Below are 19,005 nucleotides of genomic sequence, written 5' to 3'. Positions count from 1 at the left end.
GTGAGCGAGCAGAGCACGGGACGGCTGTACGGCGTCGGGCTCGGCCCCGGCGACCCGTCCCTGATGACGGTGCGGGCCGTCGAGGTCATCGCCGGCGCCGACGTGGTGGCGTACCACAGCGCCCGGCACGGGCGCTCGATCGCCCGGTCCATCGCGGCCAGGCACCTGCGCGAGGACCACATCGAGGAGCCGCTGGTCTACCCGGTCACCACGGAGACCACCGACCACCCGGGCGGCTACCGGGCGGCGATGGAGGAGTTCTACGAAGAAGCCGCGGCCCGGCTGGCGGCGCATCTGGAGGCCGGGCGCACCGTCGCGGTGCTCGCGGAGGGCGACCCGCTCTTCTACGGCTCGTACATGCACATGCACAAGCGGCTCGCGGACCGCTTCCCCACCGAGGTGATCCCCGGTGTGACATCGGTGAGCGCCGCCGCAGCACGTCTTGGCACCCCGCTGGTGGAGGGCGAGGAGGTGCTGACGATCCTGCCGGGCACACTGCCCGAGGAGGAGCTGACGGCACGTCTGGCCGCCACGGACGCCGCCGTGGTGATGAAGCTGGGGCGTACGTTCCCGGCCGTGCGCGGCGCCTTCGAGGCGTCGGGGCGGCTGGCGGAGGCCCGGTACGTGGAGCGCGCGACGATGGAGGGCGAGCGCACCGGCGAACTGGCGGACGTGGACGCCGACTCGGTGCCGTACTTCGCGGTCGCGGTGCTGCCGAGCCGGATCGGTTCGGCGCACACCGCGGCACCCGTGGAACCCTCCGCGGGCGACGGTGAGGTCGTCGTGGTCGGCACCGGGCCCGCCGGGCCGCTGTGGCTGACGCCGGAGACGCGGGGTGCGCTGACCGCCGCCGACGACCTGGTCGGGTACACGACGTACCTGGACCGGGTGCCGGTGCGGCCGGGGCAGGTGCGGCACGGCTCCGACAACAAGGTGGAGTCGGAGCGCGCGGAGTTCGCCCTGGACCTGGCCCGGCGCGGGCGCCGGGTGGCCGTGGTGTCGGGCGGCGACCCGGGCGTCTTCGCCATGGCGACGGCCGTCCTGGAGGTCGCGTCGCAGGAGGAGTACGCGGAGGTTCCGGTACGGGTGCTGCCGGGTGTGACGGCCGCCAACGCGGCTGCCGCCAAGGCCGGTGCGCCGTTGGGCCACGACTACGCGACGATCTCGCTGTCCGACCGGCTGAAGCCGTGGGAGGTCATCGCGGAGCGGCTGCGGGCCGCCGCGTCGGCCGACCTGGTGCTGGCGCTGTACAACCCGGGTTCGCGCAGCCGTACCTGGCAGGTGGGCAAGGCCAAGGACCTGCTGCTCGAACACCGCTCGCCGGACACTCCGGTGGTGCTCGGTCGGGACGTCGGCGGTCCCACGGAGAGCGTGCGCACCGTGCGGCTCGGGGACCTCGTGCCGGAGGAGGTCGACATGCGGACCATCCTGCTGGTGGGGTCGTCGCAGACGCAGTGGGTACGGCGCGGTGGCAGCGGCGAACAGGTGGTCTGGACGCCACGCCGCTACCCGGAGGCCTGACCCTCTCGGCTCCGGGGCCGGTGTTCGCCAGCTCCGGAACTGGTGCTCGCCAGCTCCGGGGCCGGTGCACGCTAGCTCCGGGGCCGGTGCTCGCTTGTCAGCCAGGCGAGCACCGCTTCCGGAGTGTCCGCCACCGGCACACCGTCCGGCACCGGCGGGCGGCGCACCACGACCACCGGGATTCCGGCCTCACGCGCGGCGGTCAGTTTCGGGGCGGTGGCCGCTCCCCCGCTGTCCTTGGTGACCAGGACGTCGATGCGGTGGCGTCGGATCAGGTCGCGTTCGCCGTCGAGGGTGAAGGGGCCGCGCTCCAGCAGCACCTCCATCCGGGCAGGGTACGGGGCCTCGGGTGCGTCGACCGACCGCATCAGGAACCACTGCGCGTCCAGTGCGGCGAACGCGGCCAGGCCCATCCGGCCGGTGGTCAGAAAGACCCGCTCCCCCAGGGCGCGGAGCACTGCCGCCGCCTCGGTGAGTGAGCCGACCGGGTGCCAGCGGTCGCCCTCGGCCGCCGTCCAGCCGGGCCGGCGGAGTGCCAGCAGGGGAACATGGGCCTTCGCGGCTGCGGCGGCCGCGTTGAAACTGATCGTCTCGGCGAAAGGATGGGTGGCGTCGATGAGTGCGTCCACCTCGTGGGTACGCAGCCACGCGGCCAGTCCGTCGGCTCCGCCGAAACCTCCGACACGGACCTCGCCCGGGGGCAGCCTCGGGCTGGCCACCCGTCCGGCGAGCGAATTGGTCACCCTGGTGGTGGGCAGTTCGGCAGCCAGCAGTTCCGCGAGGCGGCGGGCCTCCGTCGTACCGCCGAGGACGAGTATGTGCATCGGGTCCATCCATGGGTGACATGAGCGAGAAGAACAAGAGCGGCGCCGCAGGCTCCGGAGCTTCCGGGGCCGAGGGCGGGCGCACCGCCCAACTCAAGCACACCGGTCTGCGGCCCGGCTGGACGACCGGGGCCTGTGCCACGGCGGCCACCACGGCCGCGTACACGGCGCTGCTGAGCGGCGAGTTCCCCGACCCGGTGACGATCACCCTGCCGCGCGGCCAGACACCCGCCTTCGCGCTCGCCGTGGAGGAGCTGGGCGACGGGACGGCGATGGCCGGGGTGGTCAAGGACGCGGGCGACGACCCCGATGTCACGCACGGTGCTCTCGTACGGGCGACGGTACGGCGGCTGCCGCCGGGCTCGGGCGTCGTTTTCCGCGCCGGTCCCGGCGTCGGCACGGTGACGCTGCCCGGACTGCCGCTTGAGGTGGGTGAGGCGGCGGTCAACCCGGTGCCGCGGCAGATGATCCGCGACCATGTGGCGCTGGTGGCTGCCGCGCACGGGGGCACCGGTGACGTCGAGGTGACGGTGTCGGTGGACAACGGCGAGGAGATCGCCCGCTCCACGTGGAATCCGCGGCTGGGGATTCTGGGCGGGCTGTCCATCTTGGGGACCACGGGTGTGGTCGTCCCGTACTCCTGCTCGGCGTGGATCGACTCGATCCGGCGGGGGGTGGACGTGGCGCGGGCCGCCGGGCACCGGCACGTGGCCGGGTGCACGGGGTCGACGTCCGAGAAGACGGTCGTCGCCGAGTACGGGCTGCCGGAGATCGCCCTCCTCGACATGGGGGACTTCGCGGGGGCGGTGTTGAAGTACGTACGGCGGCATCCCGTCGACCGCCTGACCGTGTGCGGGGGCTTCGCCAAGCTGTCGAAGCTGGCGGCGGGGCATCTGGACCTGCACTCGGCGCGCTCGCAGGTCGACAAGGGCTTCCTGGCGGAGCTGGCGCGCCGGGGCGGGGCGGACGCGTCGCTGGCGGCGGAGGTGGCCGCGGCCAACACGGGGCTTGCGGCCCTCCAGCTGTGCCAGGCGCGGGGAGTCCCGCTGGGCGACCTGGTGGCGGTGGCGGCCCGGGACGAGGCGCTGACGGTGCTGCGGGGAGCGCCGGTGGCGGTGGACGTGATCTGCATCGACCGGGCGGGGACGATCGTGGGGCGCAGCGAGGTGCGCTGAGCGGGGCGGGAGCACTTGTGTCACCTACGTCACCCTCGCCACTGTGACCAACAGAAGTACGCTTCACGACGCCTTCCCCGCACGGGAGTTGGTGCATACGGTCGCCCTTGCCCATTGTCACGTCCAGGTCAAGGAGTGAGCGAATGAACCCCACCCTCCGTACCGCAGCCGCAACGGCGGCCCTCGTCACCGGCCTTCTCGCCGCAGGCGGTGTCGCCAACGCGGCCGAGAGAACCGACGCGCAAGGCCTCTCCGCCCACCTCCAGAAGGCCGTCGCCGCCGAACAGCAGCAGGGCGGCGGGACCACCGGTGGGCCGATCCTGGGCCTCATCCTCAACCCTGCCGCCGCCGAGTCCGCGTCCTCCTGACCGCGCGGAGATGCGCGCTGTGGACGAACCCGGCACAGACCACGTCAACTGGTGTCCCAGCGGGGACGCCCACCGTCCCGAGTCCCTCGTCCTGGGCGTCCGGTCGGGCGAGCACGGCAACGTCGTCTACCTCGACGCACCGGTGCCCGCGGCAGACGTACTGCCGAGCATCCCCGAAGGCATCGCTCCCGGCCGGGTGCTCCGATTCGCCTCGCACTGCACCTCCGCCTGCGCGAACCGGGTGGGCGACGACTGCGGTCTGATCCGGCGCATCCAGACCCTGCCCGCCCCGCGTGACAGCGGACCCGTACCGCGGTGCCACCTGCGGCCGCGCTGCAAGTGGTGGAACCAGACGGGCGTCGACGCCTGTCACCGCTGTCCCGCCCTCGCCACGCTCAACTCCGCCGACGACCGGCTCGCGGAGCTGGTCGCCGATCCGGCCACCACCGTCGAACAGCTGGAGAGCTGGATCGCCGAGGCCGAACGGACGAAGTGAACGCGCGTGGCGTCGGCCGGCCCGTACGAACGTCGGCCGACGCCACGGTGGCTCCCGACCTCTTCCGGCCAATGATGGCGACGGAAAGGGCTTTCGGCGCCGCCCCCCGAAGAGCGCGGCTTCGTCGAAGCATTGCCCTGCGCCCGGAGCACGTCCGCCGCATGCGGCGCGGGGCACGTGAGGCGGGCGTTCGCCTTCGGGAAGGCGCCGGTCCGGTTCCGTACCGGGTCGCTGCGGTCCGTGTGTGTGCCCGCGCGAATTCGCCCCTCGCGGTCCCTTCCGTCTCCCGCGTGCGCAGCGCAGCGCCGGCGCCCCTCGCCCGGTAAGCGTCGTACGTACGCAGCGACCTCGTACAACCTCCCTTCCCACAAGCGGAATTGAGCCGCACGACAGCCCGCCGCACCGCCAACGGAGGTCTTGTGGCGTTCGAAGACGGGTGGTTAGGCTCCGGCTCGTTTCAGTTCCTTCGCAGTTTCTGCAATTTCTTGGACCAATGGTGAACGGCTTTGCCGTGCCCGCAGGGGCGGTGTGCGGTCCCGCACACATGTCACGGGCTCAGGGGCAACCGGAGGGGAGCGGGGATGGCGAAGACTTCGGCGTCGCACACGGACCGCGTCGCGGTCGCGTCCGGCCCTGCGACAGCCGGGGTCGCGCCGCGCGACGCACGCCTGTTCTGGTGCTCCAACACCGCCGACGCGCTCGGCAGCCAGACCTCCGGTGTGGTCCTTCCGCTTCTGCTGCTGGCCCTCGGCCACTCGCCGGCCGCGGTCGGTGGGGTGGTGGCCGCGTCCGCCGTACTCGGCCTGGTCATCGGCCCATTGGCGGCCGTTCCCGCCGATCGGGGGGCCCGCAAACCCGTGATGATGGGGGCCGCGTGCGTGGCCGCGCTGGCCATGGCGGTCGTCGCCGTCGCGGTCGCCACCGGCCGACCGCCGCTGGCGCTGGTGCTGGCCGGAGTGCTGGTGGAACGGTTCGCCACCGCGGTGTACGAGGCCGCCGCGCGCGGCACGGTCGCCCTGCTCTCCCCGCCCGAGGGATACGCGCGTACGGTGGCGCGGCTGGAGGTCGGGGACCGGCTGGCCCTCGTCCTCGGGCCGGTGCTCGGCGGTGCCCTGTACCAGGTGGGCCGCGCCCTGCCCTTCGCCGTCGATGCCTTCTCGTACGTGGTGACCGCCGTCTGCGTGCGGTTCATGCGGGCCGATCTGCGCGCCCTGGGCCCGGCCCGGGCGGACGACCGCGGGGCGGCGACGGGCGGACCGACGGGCCGGACCCCGGACGGACCGCAGGGCGCCCCGGTCGCCGCTTCCGCGCGCCCCCGCGTCTCGCCCCGCGCCGAACTCGCCGCCGGACTGCGTCTCGTGGCGGACTCCGCGGTGCTGCGCCTGGTGCTGTTGTGGACCTCCGTCGTCAACGGGGTGCTGGCGGCGCTGTACTTCGGCGTCCTGTTCACCCTCCAGCGCGACGGCCACAGCGGCACCGCCACCGGCGCGGTCCTGGCCGTCGCCGGGGCCGCCGGAATCGCGGGCGCCCTGGCCGCCCCCTCGCTGGCCGTGCGCATCGGCGCCGCGCGCAGCGTCCTCGCGGTGACCTGGCTGCTCGTGCCGCTCACCGGAGCGCTCGCCACCACCGGATCGCCCTGGTGGCAGGCCGCCCTCTTCGGCGGGATCTGCCTGGCCATGCCCGTGGCCACCGTGGTCCTGCAGTCCCGGGCCATCGCCGCCACCCCCGTGCACCTCCAGGCCCGCGCCGGGGCGGTCCTGGCCACCGGTGCCGGAGGGGCCGCCGCGCTCGGTCCTGCGGCGGCGGGCCTGCTCGCCGGGGCCGGTGCGGCGGGTCCCGCGCTCGGCTGTGCCGGGGCACTGCTGGCACTGGCGGCGTACACCACCTGGGCCCGCCCCCGTAGCCTCGCCCCTCCCGCGGCCGGGCAGCCGGGGCGGTCCGACGACGGCACCGGGGGCGCCCCGTGACGGCCGCCGCCGGAGCCGGGCCCAGTTCGCCCGCCCCGCAGACCTCCGCTCCCGGCTACCGCGTCTTCCGCGCGGCCCTGCCCGAGGTGTGCGCCGCCGATCCCGCCCGCATGGTGTTCACCGCCGACGCCGACGGCCGCTGCGAGGTCTTCACCTGGCACACGGCCACCGGCACCGCCCGGCAGGTCACCGGCCGGCCCGGCGGCACCTTCCACTGCTCGATCGACGCCGACGCCCATGTGTGGTGGTTCGAGGAGGACGCCCACGGCAACGGCCGGTGGCGGTTCCAGGCCTTCGACGGGGGGCCGACGTACGACGGACTGCGCGGGACACCGGTGGGTCAGGCGCGCGGGCTCGCAGTCAGCGCCGGCGGGATCGTCGCCCTGGCGCTGGGCGACGCGGTCAGCACCACCGTGCACCAGGGGTCGCGCGGCGGTGTCGCCCGCCCGGTCGCACACCTTCCGTACCAGGCGTCGCTGACCGGCATCAGCTCCGACGGGGAGCTGCTGGCCGTCGCCGGCCAGGCCCGTTCCGCGCGGGCCGTCACGGTGTTCCGCACCTGCGACGGTTCCCGCGTCGCCCGACTGGGCGGTGAGGGCGGCGCGTTGTGGTCGCTCGGCTTCACGCCCCGGCCCGGCGCCCAGGACCTTCTGCTCGTCCGGGAGGACGGCGGGCGCTACCTCCTCGCCACCTGGCGGCCCGGCGGCGACCCCGTCCCCCACACCTGGGCCTCGTTCGACACCGAGATCACCGCACGGTGGCGGCACGAGGGCCGCGGTGTCCTGGTCCGGCAGGACCGGCACGGTCGCAGCGTGCTGCACCTCGCCGATCTCGACGCCCGTACGCTCACGGTCCTGCCCACCGCCCCCGGCACCCTCCTGGACGCCGCCGAACACCCGGGCGGCGACCTCCACACACTCTGGACCAGCACCGCGGAGCCTCCGCGCACCCTCTCCAGCGCGGGCACTCCACTGCCGTCCCTGCCCCGGTTGCCGGTCCCCGTGCCCGGCGTGTCGCACGACCTGTGGACCCCGGGCCCCGACGGCGACCTGCACACCCTGGTCACCCTGCCCGAGGGGGCACGCGGCCCCGTGCCCACGGTGTTCCTCGTGCACGGCGGGCCCGCCGACCACGACCGGGACGCCTACGACGGCATCGTGCACTCCCTGGTGGCCTCCGGTTTCGGCGTCGCCCGCGTCAACTACCGCGGCTCCACCGGGTACGGGCCCGCCTGGCGGACCGCGATGAGCGAGGGCGTCGGACTCACCCAGGTCGCCGACCTGGTCGCCGCCCGCGACGGGCTCGTCGCACGCGGCTGGGCGGACCCCGACTCCCTCGCCCTGTGGGGCACTTCGTGGGGCGGCTACCTCACCCTGCTCGCGCTCGGCACGCACCCCGGCCTCTGGCAGGCGGGAGTGGCCGTGAAGCCCGTGGCCCATCTCGCCCTCGCCCACGCCACCACCACCCCCGCACTGCGCGCCCTCGACGAACGCCTCTTCGGCGGCACTCCCGACGAACTGCCCGAGCTCTACGCGCGCAGCTCGCCCCACACCTATCTCCCGCACCTCGACGCACCCCTCCTGATCGTCGCGGCGCGGCACGACGCCAAGTGCCCGCCCGGCCAAGTCCGCTCGTACATAACGGACTTGACGAAGCATCACAAGGAGTACGAGGTCGTGTGGCTGGACACCGGCCACGACGGCTACGACGGCGCGGACCACGTGCACGCCCTGCGCGAGGCGGTCGTCTTCCTCGACCGCACCCTGCGCGGCGCCAACGCCGCCGGCCGCCGTCGGCGTACCACCACCCCCACAGCATCCCCCGCCATCCGGCGCGGGGAGTCCGGCCCCGCGGAGCACGCCGCCGCACCGGCCGGAGGCAGCACACCGCACCATCCCACGGAGAGGACGACCCACCATGCAGAAGGACATCATCAACAACGACCCGCTCGCGGGTGACGAGGAGAACCGCAAGCCGAGCGTCGGCATCACCGTCACGGTTCCCTTCCGCAACACCGAGGAAGGCCAGGAAGAGGAGTAGGGGCTACCCCCCTCCCGTACTGAGGAGCGGCCGCAGCGCCGCTCCTCAGTGAAGGGCCGGTCCGGGGCGTCCGCGCCCCGGACCGGTTCCGCCCCTCCCCCACCACCCCCAAGGAGTGCTCCCCGTGCGTGTCCTGCTCGTCAACATGCCCTGGTCGCCCATCGACCTTCCGTCGCTCGCCCTGGGGATACTCAAACGCAGCGTCGACGAGCGCGTGCCCGGCGCGTCGGCGACCGTCCTGCACGCCAATCTCGAATTCACCGACTGGATCACCGCCCGCACCGAGTTCACCGCCGACGACTACGAGTACTACGCGCTGTCCTCGTACTTCATGGGCTGCGGCGACTGGGTGTTCTCCTCGGCCCTGTACGACGACCCGGCCTGGCGGGAGAAGGAGTTCACCGAGACCATGCGGTCCCGCCTGAACAAGGCCCGCATGCAGATGTCCCACGAACTGCACGCGGTGGTACCGGAGTTCGTCGACGAGATCGCCCGGCGCATCGTCGCCGAGAACCCCGACGTGGTCGGCTTCACCTCCACCTTCCAGCAGAACACCGCCGCGCTGGCCGCCGCCAAGCACGTCAAGCGCCTCGCCCCGCACATCAAGACGGTCATCGGCGGCGCCAACTGCGACGCCGAACAGGGCGCGGCCCTGCACCGCAACTTCGACTTCGTGGACTTCGTCGTACGGGGCGAGGGCGAGGCCGCCTTCCCGCAGCTGCTCACCGCGCTCGGCGAGGGCGGCGACCTGAGCAAGGTCTCCGGGCTCTGCCGGCGCACCGAGGACGGCGAGTCCGTCGCCAACGCGATGGCCACCAGTCCGCTGCCGCCCGCCACGATCCTGCCGCCCGACTACAGCGGCTACTTCGAGCGCCTGGCCGCCTCCGTCGCCCGCAACTGGGTCGAGCCGAAACTCGTCGTCGAGGGTGCGCGCGGCTGCTGGTGGGGCGAGAAGCACCACTGCACGTTCTGCGGGCTCAACGGTTCCTTCATGCAGTTCCGCAGCAAGAGCCCCGACGTCTTCTACGAAGAGATCATGGACCTGGCGCGCCGGCACAAGGTCCTCGACATGTACGTCGTCGACAACATCCTCGACATGGGCTACCTCAACACCGTGCTGCCCCGCATCATCGACAGCGGCTACGACCTGCGCCTGCACATCGAGATCAAGGCCAATATGCGCCGCAACCAGCTGCGCACGCTCTCCGACGCGGGCCTCATCTACGTCCAGCCCGGCATCGAGTCCCTCAACAACCGTGTCCTGGACCTGATGGACAAGGGCGTCAGCGGCTGCCAGAACGTCCGCATGCTCCGCGACGGCGCCGAGACCGGCCTCTCCGTCTCCTGGAACTATCTGCACGGCTTCCCCGGCGAGAGCGCCGAGGACTACGACGGCGTCATCGGCCAGATCGCCGCCCTCGAACACCTCGACCCGCCCGTCGACCTCTCCGCCCGGATCGCCATCGAGCGCTTCAGCCCGTACTTCAACCGCCCCGAGCTCGGCTTCGACGGGCTGCGCCCCGAGGCGCACTACCGCTTCACGTACGACCTCCCCGAGAAGGAGCTCTACGACCTCGCGTACGTCTTCGAGGCCCCCGAGCGCGGCATCTCCGAGCCCACGGTCTCCGCCCTCAACGACGCCCTCGCGCTGTGGAAGAAGCACCACGCGGACGCCCGCCTCACCCACACCGACCTCGGGAGCCGGATCGTCCTGGTCAGCAGGCGGCGCGCCTTCGACTGGCGTACGAAGGAGCTCACCGACCCGTTCGAGGTCGCCCTGTTCCGCCTGCTGGACCAGCCGCACGCCCCCGCCGCCCTCCTGCGCAAGGCCAGCGCACGCGTGCGCGGCCACGACCGCACCGAGGCCGACGTCGTGGAGCTGCTCACCGAGTGGGTGCGTCTCGGGCTGGTCTTCACCGATGCCGGGAGTTACGTCCATCTCGCCCCGGCAGCCGTCAACGAGGACCTGCTGCGCCTGGACTTCATGCGCCACCTGCACGCGGCGCCCGCCCCGGACCCGGCCGAGGACACCGCCCCGGACCTCACCCCCGTACCGGTCTGACCCCTCCCGCGCACCGGCCCGCCCCCGCCCCGAGACGAAAGACCGCCGCCATGGACACAGCCCTCGCCCCCTCCGAGACGACCGCCCCGCTCACCGTCACCGCCTGGCGCGACTACGACGAGGCCGCCTGCGCCCTGCCCGGAATGCTCCTGGGCGATCTCGAACTGACCGGCCCCGTGGACGAGGAGGCCGACCGGCTCTGGGACAGCGGCGCCCGCCGGGTCCTGCTGCCCGAGCCCGTCGATCTCACCGCGACCGACGGCCTCGCGGCGGCCCGCCGCACCGTACGGGCGCTCAGCCTGGTTCGCGACCTCACCGCCCGGGCCGTACTCGTCGAATGGGACCTGCGCCTGGATCCGGCCCGCCCCGACGACACCCTGGTCCTCAGCCACCTCCAGCCGCCCCGGACGCTGCACGGCCACGCACAGCCCGAAGCGGCGCTGGCGACCTGGCGCAGCGGGCACTACCTGGGCAAGTGCCTGTGGCGCAACGGCCCCGGTTTCTTCCAGATCCGCGACCGCCGCTGGGGCAACCTGCAACGCTTCACCGCCGACGAACCTCACTACCGCACCGCCGTCGACGCGCTCGCCCACGGAGCCCCCCAGGACTCCGTCCCCCAGGACGCCCTCGACGACTTCACCGAGGAACGTCTGGTCCTGCACCTGGGCCCGCTGGCCTGGTGGGTGCCGTACCGGGTGAGCCGGTGGACCCAGGAGGCGATGGCGATCTGAGGACCGCGGCGGACCCGCTCAGCACACGTGGCGGTCGCGGGCCGGGGAGTAGAGGTGGCTGTCGTGGAACTGTTCCGCGCCCAGCGTGCGGCCCACCATGATGACCGCCGTGCGCAGCACACCCGCCTCCTTGACCTGCGCCGCGATGTCCTCAAGGGTGCCGCGCAGCACGATCTCGTCCGGGCGGGAGGCGTAGGCGACGACTGCCGCCGGGCAGTCCGTTCCGTAGTGCGGGACCAGTTCGGAGACGACCCGGTCCACGTACTGCGCGGCCAGGTGCAGCACGATGAGCGCCCCGCTGCGCCCCAGCGTCGCCAGGTCCTCGCCCTCCGGCATGGCCGTGGCCCGCTGCGCGATGCGGGTGAGGATGACGGTCTGGCCGACGGTGGGGACGGTCAGTTCACGCTTCAGGGAAGCCGCTGCGGCGGCGAAGGCGGGGACGCCCGGGATCACCTCGTAGGGGATGCCCGCCTCGTCCAGGCGGCGCATCTGCTCGTTGACCGCGCTGAAGACCGACGGGTCGCCGGAGTGGAGGCGGGCGACGTCGTGGCCGGCCGCGTGGGCCGCGGTCAGCTCGGCGGTGATCTGCTCGATGTCGAGCTGCGCCGTGTCGACGAGACGCGCGTCCGGCGGGCATTCGGCGAGCAGCTCACGGGGGACGAGGCTGCCCGCGTACAGACAGACCCCGCACGCGGCGAGCGTGCGGGCGCCGCGCACCGTGATCAGGTCGGCCGCGCCGGGGCCGGCGCCGATGAAGTACACGGTCATGAGACAGCTCCAGGGAGGGAGGAGGAGGGTTTGGTGACGGACCACTGGGTGACCGGCATCGCCTGACGCCAGCCCGTGAAGCCGCCCACCGGCACCGCGTGCGCGACCGCGAGTCGTACCAGGTCGCCGCCGTGGCCGCGGTGCCAGGAGGCGAGAAGCGCCTCGGACTCCAGGGTGACGGTGTTGGCGACCAGCCTGCCGCCGGGCGGGAGGGCTTCCCAGCAGGCGTCCAGGAGGCCGGGTGCGGTGAGTCCGCCGCCGATGAAGACGGCGTCGGGGGTGGGCAGGTCGGCGAGGGCGGCCGGGGCGCGGCCGCTCACCACGCGCAGGCCGGGGACGCCCAGCCGGTCGGCGTTGCGGGCGATGCGTTCGGCGCGTACCGGGGCGCGTTCCACGGTGATCGCCCGGCAGGAGGGGTGCGTACGCATCCACTCGACGGCGATGGAGCCGGAGCCGCCGCCGACGTCCCAGAGGAGTTCGCCGGGTGCGGGGGCAAGCGTGGCGAGGGTGGCCGCGCGGACGTGCCGCTTGGTGAGCTGGCCGTCGTGCTCGTAGGCGTCGTCGGGGAGGCCGGGCACGGCGCCCAGGCGCAGGGCGTCGGGTGCGCGGGTGCAGTCGATCGCTATGACGTTCAGGGGGTCGCCGGGGGCGTGCGACCACGTGTCTGCGGTGCCCTCCAGCGCGTTTTCGTCCTCGCTGCCGAGCTGCTCCAGTACGCGCATCCGGCTCGGTCCGAAGCCGCGCTCGCGCAGGAGTGACGCCACGGTGGCGGGGGTGTCCGCGCCGGCGCTGAGCACCAGGACCCGGCGTCCGTCGTGCAGGGCCGCGGCCAGGCGGGCCGCCGGGCGGCCGACCAGGGTGACGACCTCGGTGTCCTCCAGCGGCCAGCCGACGCGGGCGCAGGCGTAGGAGACGGAGGAGGGGTGCGGGAGGACGTGCAGGGCGTCGGGGCCGAAGGTCTCGGTGAGGGCGCGCCCGATCCCGTAGAACATCGGGTCTCCGCTGGCCAGGACCGCGATCCGGCGGCCCGCGTGGGCGGCGATCAGCCCGGGGACGGCGGGGCGCAGCGGCGACGGCCAGGAGACGCGCTCGCCCGCGCAGGAGGCGGGCAGCAGATCGAGCTGGCGTCCGCCGCCGATGAGGACCTGGGCGTCCTGGAGCACGGAACGTGACCGCTCGGGGAGGCCCGGCCAGCCGTCCGCGCCGATGCCTATGACGGTCACCGCAGGTGGGGCGGGGTGGGTGGGTGCTGCGGGGGTCACGGACGGTACCTCGGTGCTCGGTGGACGACGCAGCCGAAACTCTACTGTCCGTACGCCGCACACTTCCGCGCAGGGGATGGCTGCCCGGAGGGCATGCCATCAGGGGCGCGGGGAACTGCGCGACCAGCCACAACGAACCCGCACGGAACGGGGCGCACAACGAACCCGCACGCAACGCAGAGCGGCGCCCCTCCCGGCATCCGGGAGAAGCGCCACTCGGGCACCACCGTCAGCGGTGATTCACCGCTGACGGCTCAGCACTGGGGACGGCTGCCGTGGTTGGCACCGTTCTTGCGACGTGCCCTCTTCTTGCGGCGGCGCTTCGACGACATGGTGCCTCTCCTCACGTTCGATGGTTCTGTGGCTCTCCGACGAGTTTCCACCCATTTGATGCGGTATTCCACTCGCCGACATCGGCCCTGCTACCCGCCGCAACGAGAGTCACTCCTGTCCCGTTACGACTCCTTCGCCCACGAACACCCGTGCGTGCACGCATCCCGTCCGATCCGGGACAATGTGCCGACCGCACTGCGACACACCATGGAGGTAACGGGCGGATGCCGCACCAACGAGCGGGACAGCAGACCCGGCCGGAAGATCTCGTCGACGTCTCCCGGCTGGTGACCGCGTACTACGCGCTCCACCCCGACCCGGCCGAGCCCCGCCAGCGGGTCGCGTTCGGCACCTCGGGTCACCGGGGTTCCTCGCTCAACACGGCGTTCAACGAGGACCACATCGCCGCGACCAGCCAGGCGATCTGCGAGTACCGCGCCCAGCAGGGCATCGACGGGCCGCTGTTCCTGGGTGCCGACACGCACGCCCTGTCGGAGCCGGCGAAGGTCACCGCGGTCGAGGTGTTCGCCGCCAACGGTGTACGGGTGCTGATCGACGCGGCCGACGGCTACACGCCCACCCCCGCGGTGTCGCACGCCATCCTGACGTACAACAAGGGCCGTACGAACGGTCTCGCGGACGGCGTGGTGGTCACCCCGTCGCACAACCCGCCCGCCGACGGCGGCTTCAAGTACAACCCGCCGAACGGCGGTCCGGCCGGATCGGACGCCACCGGGTGGATCCAGGACCGGGCCAACGAGCTCATCGCGCACGGCCTCAAGGGCGTCAGCCGCATCCCGTACACGCGCGCGCTGGCCGCCGACACCACCGAGCGTTACGACTTCCTGGGGACGTACGTCGCCGACCTGCCCGCCGTGCTCGACCTGGACGCGATCCGCGCGGCCGGGGTGCGCATCGGCGCGGACCCGCTGGGCGGCGCGTCCGTGGCGTACTGGGGGCGCATCGCCGAGCAGCACCGGATCGATCTGACCGTGGTCAATCCGCTGACCGACCCCACCTGGCGGTTCATGACGCTGGACTGGGACGCGAAGATCCGGATGGACTGCTCGTCGCCGTACGCGATGGCTTCGCTCATCGAGCAGCGCGACCGGTACCAGATCGCCACGGGCAACGACGCGGACGCCGACCGGCACGGCATCGTCACCCCCGACGGCGGGCTGATGAACCCCAACCACTATCTGGCGACGGCGATTTCGTACCTGTTCGCGCACCGCAAGGAGTGGGCGGCGTCCGCCGGGGTCGGCAAGACCCTCGTCTCGTCGTCGATGATCGACCGGGTGGCCGCCGATCTGGGGCGCACGCTGGTCGAGGTGCCGGTGGGCTTCAAGTGGTTCGTGGACGGGCTGTCCGACGGGTCGCTGGGCTTCGGCGGCGAGGAGTCGGCCGGTGCGTCGTTCCTGCGCCGGGACGGCTCGGTGTGGACGACCGACAAGGACGGCATCATCCTGGCGCTGCTCGCCTCGGAGATGCTTGCGGTCACCGGGCGTACGCCGTCGGAGAGTTACGCGGACCTCACCGCCCGGTTCGGTGAGCCCGCGTACGCGCGCATCGACGCGGCGGCCACGCCGGAGGAGAAGGCGGTGCTCGGGAAGCTGTCGCCGGAGCAGGTCGGCGCGGACACCCTCGCGGGCGAGCCGGTGACGGCGGTGCTGACCGCGGCCCCCGGCAACGGCGCGTCGCTCGGCGGCATCAAGGTGACCACCGAGAACGCCTGGTTCGCGGCCCGCCCGTCGGGCACCGAGGACGTGTACAAGATCTACGCGGAGTCCTTCCACGGCGCGGACCACCTGGCCCGCGTCCAGGAGGAGGCCAAGGCGGTCGTGTCGGCGGCGCTCGCCAACTAGGGCCGCAGGAGGGCCCGTTCCCCTCTCGCGGGGTGTCGGTGACAGCGTCCGGGAGGGATGCTGGGCGAAGACGACCGACCGTACGCGAGAGGGGCTGTGCCCATGAGTTCCGTTCCCGAGGCTCCGCTCGTGGAGCTGACGCCCGAAGCCGCCGGACTGCTGCGGCGGCTTCGGGACGCCCACGGGCCGCTGATGTTCCACCAGTCGGGCGGCTGCTGCGACGGCAGCGCCCCGATGTGCTACCCGGACGGCGAGTTCCGCACGGGCGGCTCCGACGTGCTGCTGGCCTCGCTCGCCGTGGAGGGCGTGGAGGAGAGCGTTCCGTTCTGGATGTCGACGAGTCAGTACGAGGTGTGGCGGCACACCCGGCTGATCGTGGACGTGGTCGAGGGCCGGGGCAGCGGGTTCTCCCTGGAGGCGCCGGAAGGGGTGCGCTTCCTGATCAGGTCCCGGGTGATCTGACGCTGCTGAGGCTCACACCGCCCGGGGGCCCTTTCCGCCGGACTCCGGGTCGTACGTGCGCAGGAAGGTCTCCAGGGCGTCCAGGTCGTCCGTGTTGATGTGGTCGACGCGGGCGGCCAGCAGTTCGTGCCACAGGGCGTCGCGCGCCGGGCCCGGGGTGTCGGTGGCGCCCCAGAAGCGCATGCGTTGACTGCGCTTGTGGGCGCTGCGCACCAGGGCGTGCAGTTTGTCTCGTTCCGCACGGGGGAAGGGGCCGGTGCCCGACCAGGTGAAGCTCTCCGTCCAGTTGCTGCTGATCAGCGGGATGAACGAGGCCGAGACCGGGGTCGCCAGGTCGGGCAGGCGTCCGTCGTAGAAGGCGTACCGGGTGCGCTGTGCCTCCATGGGGGCGCGGGCGGACCGGTCGCCGGAGACGACGGGGGTGACCGCGCCCAGCCGGACGCGGCCGCCGCCGTACGTGCTGAGCATGCGCCGGTACGGGTGCAGCCTGCGGTGGAGTTCCCGGTAGGTGGCCGCGCCCTGCGTCTTGATGTCGACCAGCAGGTTGAGCGGGCGGCGGTGTCCGGGATGGACGGTGCCGTGGTTCTTGCGCACCAGTGCGGCGAGGGGGTCGAGGTAGAGCGCTTCGAGGGTGCGCTCGGGGTCGACCTCCGCGGGGTCGTGGGCGACCAGGAGTTGGCCGTCGACCAGGTGGATGTCCGCCTCGATGCTGGTGAAGCCGTGGTCCAGGGCGTCCAGGAGGGGGCGCCGGTGGAGGTAGTCGTTGTGGGCGTGCGCGCGTCGCAGGGGGCGTTCGGGGCGCTTGGCCTCGTGTGATCCGTACGGAGAGCCCGCGGCGGACAGGGTGCTGGCCCAGCCCGCGGCGCCCACGAGCGCTCCGGCGAGGACGGCGGCTGCGGTGCGGCGGGTCGTGAGGGACGACATGAGGAGGGCGCCTCCGGGGTCGGCGGAGAGTGCATCGGAAGGGCGTGCAGCGGGGTGCGCTTCGGGGCGTGCCGCAGAGTATCCGCCCCTCGGCGTCCAAGTGTCAGTTCCCGCACGCGAGTTCCCGCCATCGGTGCGCCCAGTCGGCGTACCGGCCTCCCGTCGGACCGGGCGGACCCGGTGGATCATCCGTGCGAACCGTCTGAAAGAGTGCTCACATGGTCCTCACAGGCGAGCTGTCCACCCATGTCCCCGGCCCGCGCCGCAAGAACCTCCTGATCGCGGGGGTGGTCGCGGCGGCCGTCCTCGCGGCGGGCCTGTGGGTGCTCGTCACACAGTTCAACGAGCGCCCGCCGTGGGCGCAGAACGTGGGCTACGAGGCCGGCTACTACCGGGGCCAGCAGATCCGCAAGATGGACCGCACCGGCGACAAGGTGAAGGAGGCCGTCGCCGGGGGCTGCGCGAGCTGGGTCGCCGACGGCGGCAAGAAGGCCGAGGACGCACCCGAGTCCTGGGTACGGGGCTGCCTGGACGCGGTGCAGGGTCGGCCGAGCAACCCCAACGAGGCCTGATCCGTCAGCCCTGTACGGGAGCCGCCCCCGGGGCGACCTCGTCCCAGCGCACCGTGCGGTCGCACCACCGCTCCAGCAGCACCCGGTCGTGACCGACCGTCAGAAGCCCCGCACCGTGCGCGCTGCGGTACTCCTCGACCACGGCGACCAGGGCTGCGGTGGTCGAGGCGTCCAGCATGGCCGTCATCTCGTCGCACACCAGCCAGCGCGGCCGCAGCACCAACGCGCGCGCCAGACAGGCCCGTTGGAGCTGTCCGTCGCTGACCTCGTGCGGGCGGCGGCCCAGCAGGTCGTCGCCAAGGCCGACGGTGGCGCTCAACTCGGCCACCCGGGACGGCACTTCGTCCCGTCGCCCGGTCGCCCGCAAGGGTTCGCCGATCAGGTCGCGCAGCCGCAGCCGGGGGTCGGCGGAGAGCCGGGGCTGCTGGAAGACGACGCCGATCGCGGTGCGCTGGGCGCGCGGGGCGCGGTGCCGCCAGCCCTGGACGCGGGTGCCGTCGAGGGTGACGGTGCCCGCGTCGGGGCGGTGCAGCAGCGCGGCCACGCGAGCGAGCGTGGACTTGCCGCAGCCGCTGGGGCCCAGCAGCCCGACGGACTCCCCCGGGTGCACGGTGAGGTGGGCGTCGCGGACGACGGGGCGGCCGCGTTCGTATCCGGCGGTGACGGCGGCGAGTTCAAGCACCGGTGTGCTCCTCGGGGAAGGGCTGCGGAGCGGGCAAGGGCTGCGGAGCCCGGGCGGAGGCCCCTTCGTCCGGCGGGTAGTGGCAGGCGATGCCGTCGGCGAACTCCGGCTGGGCGTCGCAGGCTTCGGCGGCGTGCGCGCAGCGGGCGGCGAAGGCACACCCCTGCGGCAGGTCGCCCAGCTCGGGCGGCATGCCGGGGATCGGGGTGAAGTCCCGTTCGGGCAGGGCGGCCAGGAGCCCGCGCGCGTAGGGGTGGCGGGGCCCCGGTGTGCCGAAGAAGCTCTTGGCGTCGGCGAGTTCGACGATGCGTCCGGCGTACATGACGGCGATCCGGTCGGCGATGCGCTCGGCGGCGGCCAGGTCGTGGGTGATCATCAGCAGGGCGTGGCCCTTGTCGACGTGGCGGCGCAGTTCGTCGACCGTGCGGTGCACGAGGTCGCGGTCGAGGCCCGTGGTGGGTTCGTCGGCGAGCAGCAGGGGCGCGTCGCCGACGAGGGCGAGGGCGGTGGCCGCGCGCTGGGCGAGGCCGCCGGACAACTCGTGCGGGTAGCGGTCGAGGTGTCCGACGGGGAAGGACGCCCGCTCGGCGGCCGCGAGCACCGCCTTGTTCAGGTCGGCCTTGCGGACCCCGGTCAGTTCCCGCAGCGTCTCGGCGAGCTGGTCGCCGACGGTGCGCACGGGGGTGAGGTGGGCGGCCGGGCTCTGCGGTACGAGTCCGATGCGTCGTCCTCGTACCGTACGGGCGAGGGTCTTCTCGTCGGCGGCGAGCAGGTCAGTGTCGCCGAGGAGGGCACGTCCTGCGGTCTGGGCGTTCCCGGGCAGCAGCCCCAGGAGCGCGGAGGCCAGTACGGACTTCCCGCAGCCGCTCTCGCCGACGAGGGCCAGGCACTCCCCCGCCGGAAGGTCGAAGGAGGCCCCGGTGACGGCGGCGACGTGCCTGCCGCCGCGCATC

General features: G+C 73.1%; 19 protein-coding genes. 12 read left to right on the top strand and 7 right to left on the bottom strand.

What is annotated here, in order from left to right; translation table 11 throughout:
- Complete coding sequence (locus tag IE269_RS28550) at positions 1-1,521, top strand: precorrin-2 C(20)-methyltransferase (RefSeq protein ID WP_189826056.1); 1,521 nt, start codon at positions 1-3, stop codon at positions 1,519-1,521.
- A gap of 71 nt (positions 1,522-1,592) precedes the next feature.
- Here IE269_RS28550 and IE269_RS28545 read toward each other — a convergent pair whose 3' ends face one another.
- A complete protein-coding gene (locus IE269_RS28545; protein WP_189826055.1) occupies positions 1,593-2,345 on the bottom strand; it encodes a cobalt-precorrin-6A reductase in 753 nt (250 codons plus the stop codon).
- A 20-nt stretch (positions 2,346-2,365) separates the two neighbouring features.
- On the opposite strand from IE269_RS28545, the gene IE269_RS28540 reads away from it, so the two are divergent.
- The 8 genes from IE269_RS28540 to IE269_RS28510 all read left to right on the top strand — a co-directional run bounded on the left by IE269_RS28540 (position 2,366) and on the right by IE269_RS28510 (position 11,184).
- Positions 2,366-3,520 (top strand): cobalt-precorrin-5B (C(1))-methyltransferase, encoded by a 1,155-nt coding sequence (locus tag IE269_RS28540; protein WP_189826054.1) that lies wholly within the window; start codon positions 2,366-2,368, stop codon positions 3,518-3,520.
- A gap of 143 nt (positions 3,521-3,663) precedes the next feature.
- Entirely contained in the window at positions 3,664-3,888 is a 225-nt protein-coding gene (locus IE269_RS28535) for a hypothetical protein (RefSeq protein ID WP_189826053.1), read from the top strand.
- A 10-nt stretch (positions 3,889-3,898) separates the two neighbouring features.
- Entirely contained in the window at positions 3,899-4,384 is a 486-nt protein-coding gene (locus tag IE269_RS28530; RefSeq protein WP_189826052.1) for a hypothetical protein, read from the top strand.
- Between the two features lie 581 nt (positions 4,385-4,965).
- A complete protein-coding gene (locus IE269_RS28525) occupies positions 4,966-6,351 on the top strand; it encodes an MFS transporter (RefSeq protein ID WP_189826051.1) in 1,386 nt (461 codons plus the stop codon).
- Positions 6,348-8,309, top strand: coding sequence for an alpha/beta hydrolase family protein (locus IE269_RS28520; protein ID WP_308436990.1), 1,962 nt, complete (start codon positions 6,348-6,350; stop codon positions 8,307-8,309). The genes IE269_RS28525 and IE269_RS28520 overlap by 4 nt, the downstream gene beginning before the upstream one ends.
- A complete protein-coding gene (locus tag IE269_RS43335; protein WP_268253629.1) occupies positions 8,269-8,391 on the top strand; it encodes a hypothetical protein in 123 nt (40 codons plus the stop codon). Before IE269_RS28520 ends, IE269_RS43335 begins: the two co-directional genes overlap by 41 nt.
- A 124-nt stretch (positions 8,392-8,515) precedes the next feature.
- Positions 8,516-10,453 carry a RiPP maturation radical SAM C-methyltransferase gene (locus IE269_RS28515; protein WP_189826050.1) on the top strand — a complete coding sequence of 646 codons (1,938 nt, stop codon included), beginning with the start codon at positions 8,516-8,518 and terminating at the stop codon, positions 10,451-10,453.
- 50 nt (positions 10,454-10,503) lie between these two features.
- A complete protein-coding gene (locus IE269_RS28510) occupies positions 10,504-11,184 on the top strand; it encodes a DUF5825 family protein (protein ID WP_189826049.1) in 681 nt (226 codons plus the stop codon).
- Between the two features lie 18 nt (positions 11,185-11,202).
- On the opposite strand, the gene cobM is transcribed toward IE269_RS28510, so the two are convergent.
- The 3 genes from cobM to IE269_RS43830 form a co-directional block, all read right to left on the bottom strand.
- The gene (gene cobM / locus IE269_RS28505; RefSeq protein ID WP_189826048.1) at positions 11,203-11,952 is read right to left on the bottom strand and encodes a precorrin-4 C(11)-methyltransferase; all 750 of its coding nucleotides are present in this window, start codon (positions 11,950-11,952) and stop codon (positions 11,203-11,205) included.
- On the bottom strand, positions 11,949-13,214 hold the full coding sequence (gene cbiE, locus IE269_RS28500) for a precorrin-6y C5,15-methyltransferase (decarboxylating) subunit CbiE (protein ID WP_189826047.1): 1,266 nt from the start codon (positions 13,212-13,214) through the stop codon (positions 11,949-11,951). The genes cobM and cbiE overlap by 4 nt, the downstream gene beginning before the upstream one ends.
- Before the next feature lie 254 nt (positions 13,215-13,468).
- Positions 13,469-13,546, bottom strand: a complete 78-nt coding sequence (locus IE269_RS43830; RefSeq protein WP_373312619.1) for a 50S ribosomal protein bL37 — start codon at positions 13,544-13,546, stop codon at positions 13,469-13,471.
- Positions 13,547-13,771: 225 nt separating this feature from the next.
- Between IE269_RS43830 and pgm the strand changes: the two genes are divergently transcribed.
- Positions 13,772-15,412, top strand: coding sequence for a phosphoglucomutase (alpha-D-glucose-1,6-bisphosphate-dependent) (gene pgm / locus IE269_RS28495; protein ID WP_189826046.1), 1,641 nt, complete (start codon positions 13,772-13,774; stop codon positions 15,410-15,412).
- 102 nt (positions 15,413-15,514) lie between these two features.
- Positions 15,515-15,874 carry a DUF779 domain-containing protein gene (locus IE269_RS28490; RefSeq protein WP_189826045.1) on the top strand — a complete coding sequence of 120 codons (360 nt, stop codon included), beginning with the start codon at positions 15,515-15,517 and terminating at the stop codon, positions 15,872-15,874.
- Positions 15,875-15,886: 12 nt separating this feature from the next.
- On the opposite strand, the gene IE269_RS28485 is transcribed toward IE269_RS28490, so the two are convergent.
- Positions 15,887-16,798: a phosphatidylinositol-specific phospholipase C/glycerophosphodiester phosphodiesterase family protein gene (locus IE269_RS28485; RefSeq protein WP_189826044.1), complete on the bottom strand. Its 912-nt coding sequence runs from the start codon at positions 16,796-16,798 to the stop codon at positions 15,887-15,889.
- 218 nt (positions 16,799-17,016) lie between these two features.
- Here IE269_RS28485 and IE269_RS28480 point away from each other — a divergent pair, with 218 nt between their 5' ends.
- Positions 17,017-17,370: a hypothetical protein gene (locus IE269_RS28480; protein WP_189826043.1), complete on the top strand. Its 354-nt coding sequence runs from the start codon at positions 17,017-17,019 to the stop codon at positions 17,368-17,370.
- 4 nt (positions 17,371-17,374) lie between these two features.
- Here IE269_RS28480 and IE269_RS28475 read toward each other — a convergent pair whose 3' ends face one another.
- Positions 17,375-18,052 (bottom strand): ABC transporter ATP-binding protein, encoded by a 678-nt coding sequence (locus IE269_RS28475; RefSeq protein WP_189826042.1) that lies wholly within the window; start codon positions 18,050-18,052, stop codon positions 17,375-17,377.
- The gene (locus IE269_RS28470) at positions 18,045-19,004 is read right to left on the bottom strand and encodes an ABC transporter ATP-binding protein (RefSeq protein ID WP_189826173.1); all 960 of its coding nucleotides are present in this window, start codon (positions 19,002-19,004) and stop codon (positions 18,045-18,047) included. Before IE269_RS28470 ends, IE269_RS28475 begins: the two co-directional genes overlap by 8 nt.
- Position 19,005 lies beyond the last annotated feature (1 nt).

The sequence above is a fragment of the Streptomyces spiroverticillatus genome (assembly GCA_014650415.1).
Taxonomy (GTDB): domain Bacteria; phylum Actinomycetota; class Actinomycetes; order Streptomycetales; family Streptomycetaceae; genus Streptomyces; species Streptomyces spiroverticillatus.
The sequence above is the reverse complement of the archived record's forward strand: the minus strand, read 5'-3'. Positions and strand labels throughout refer to the sequence as shown.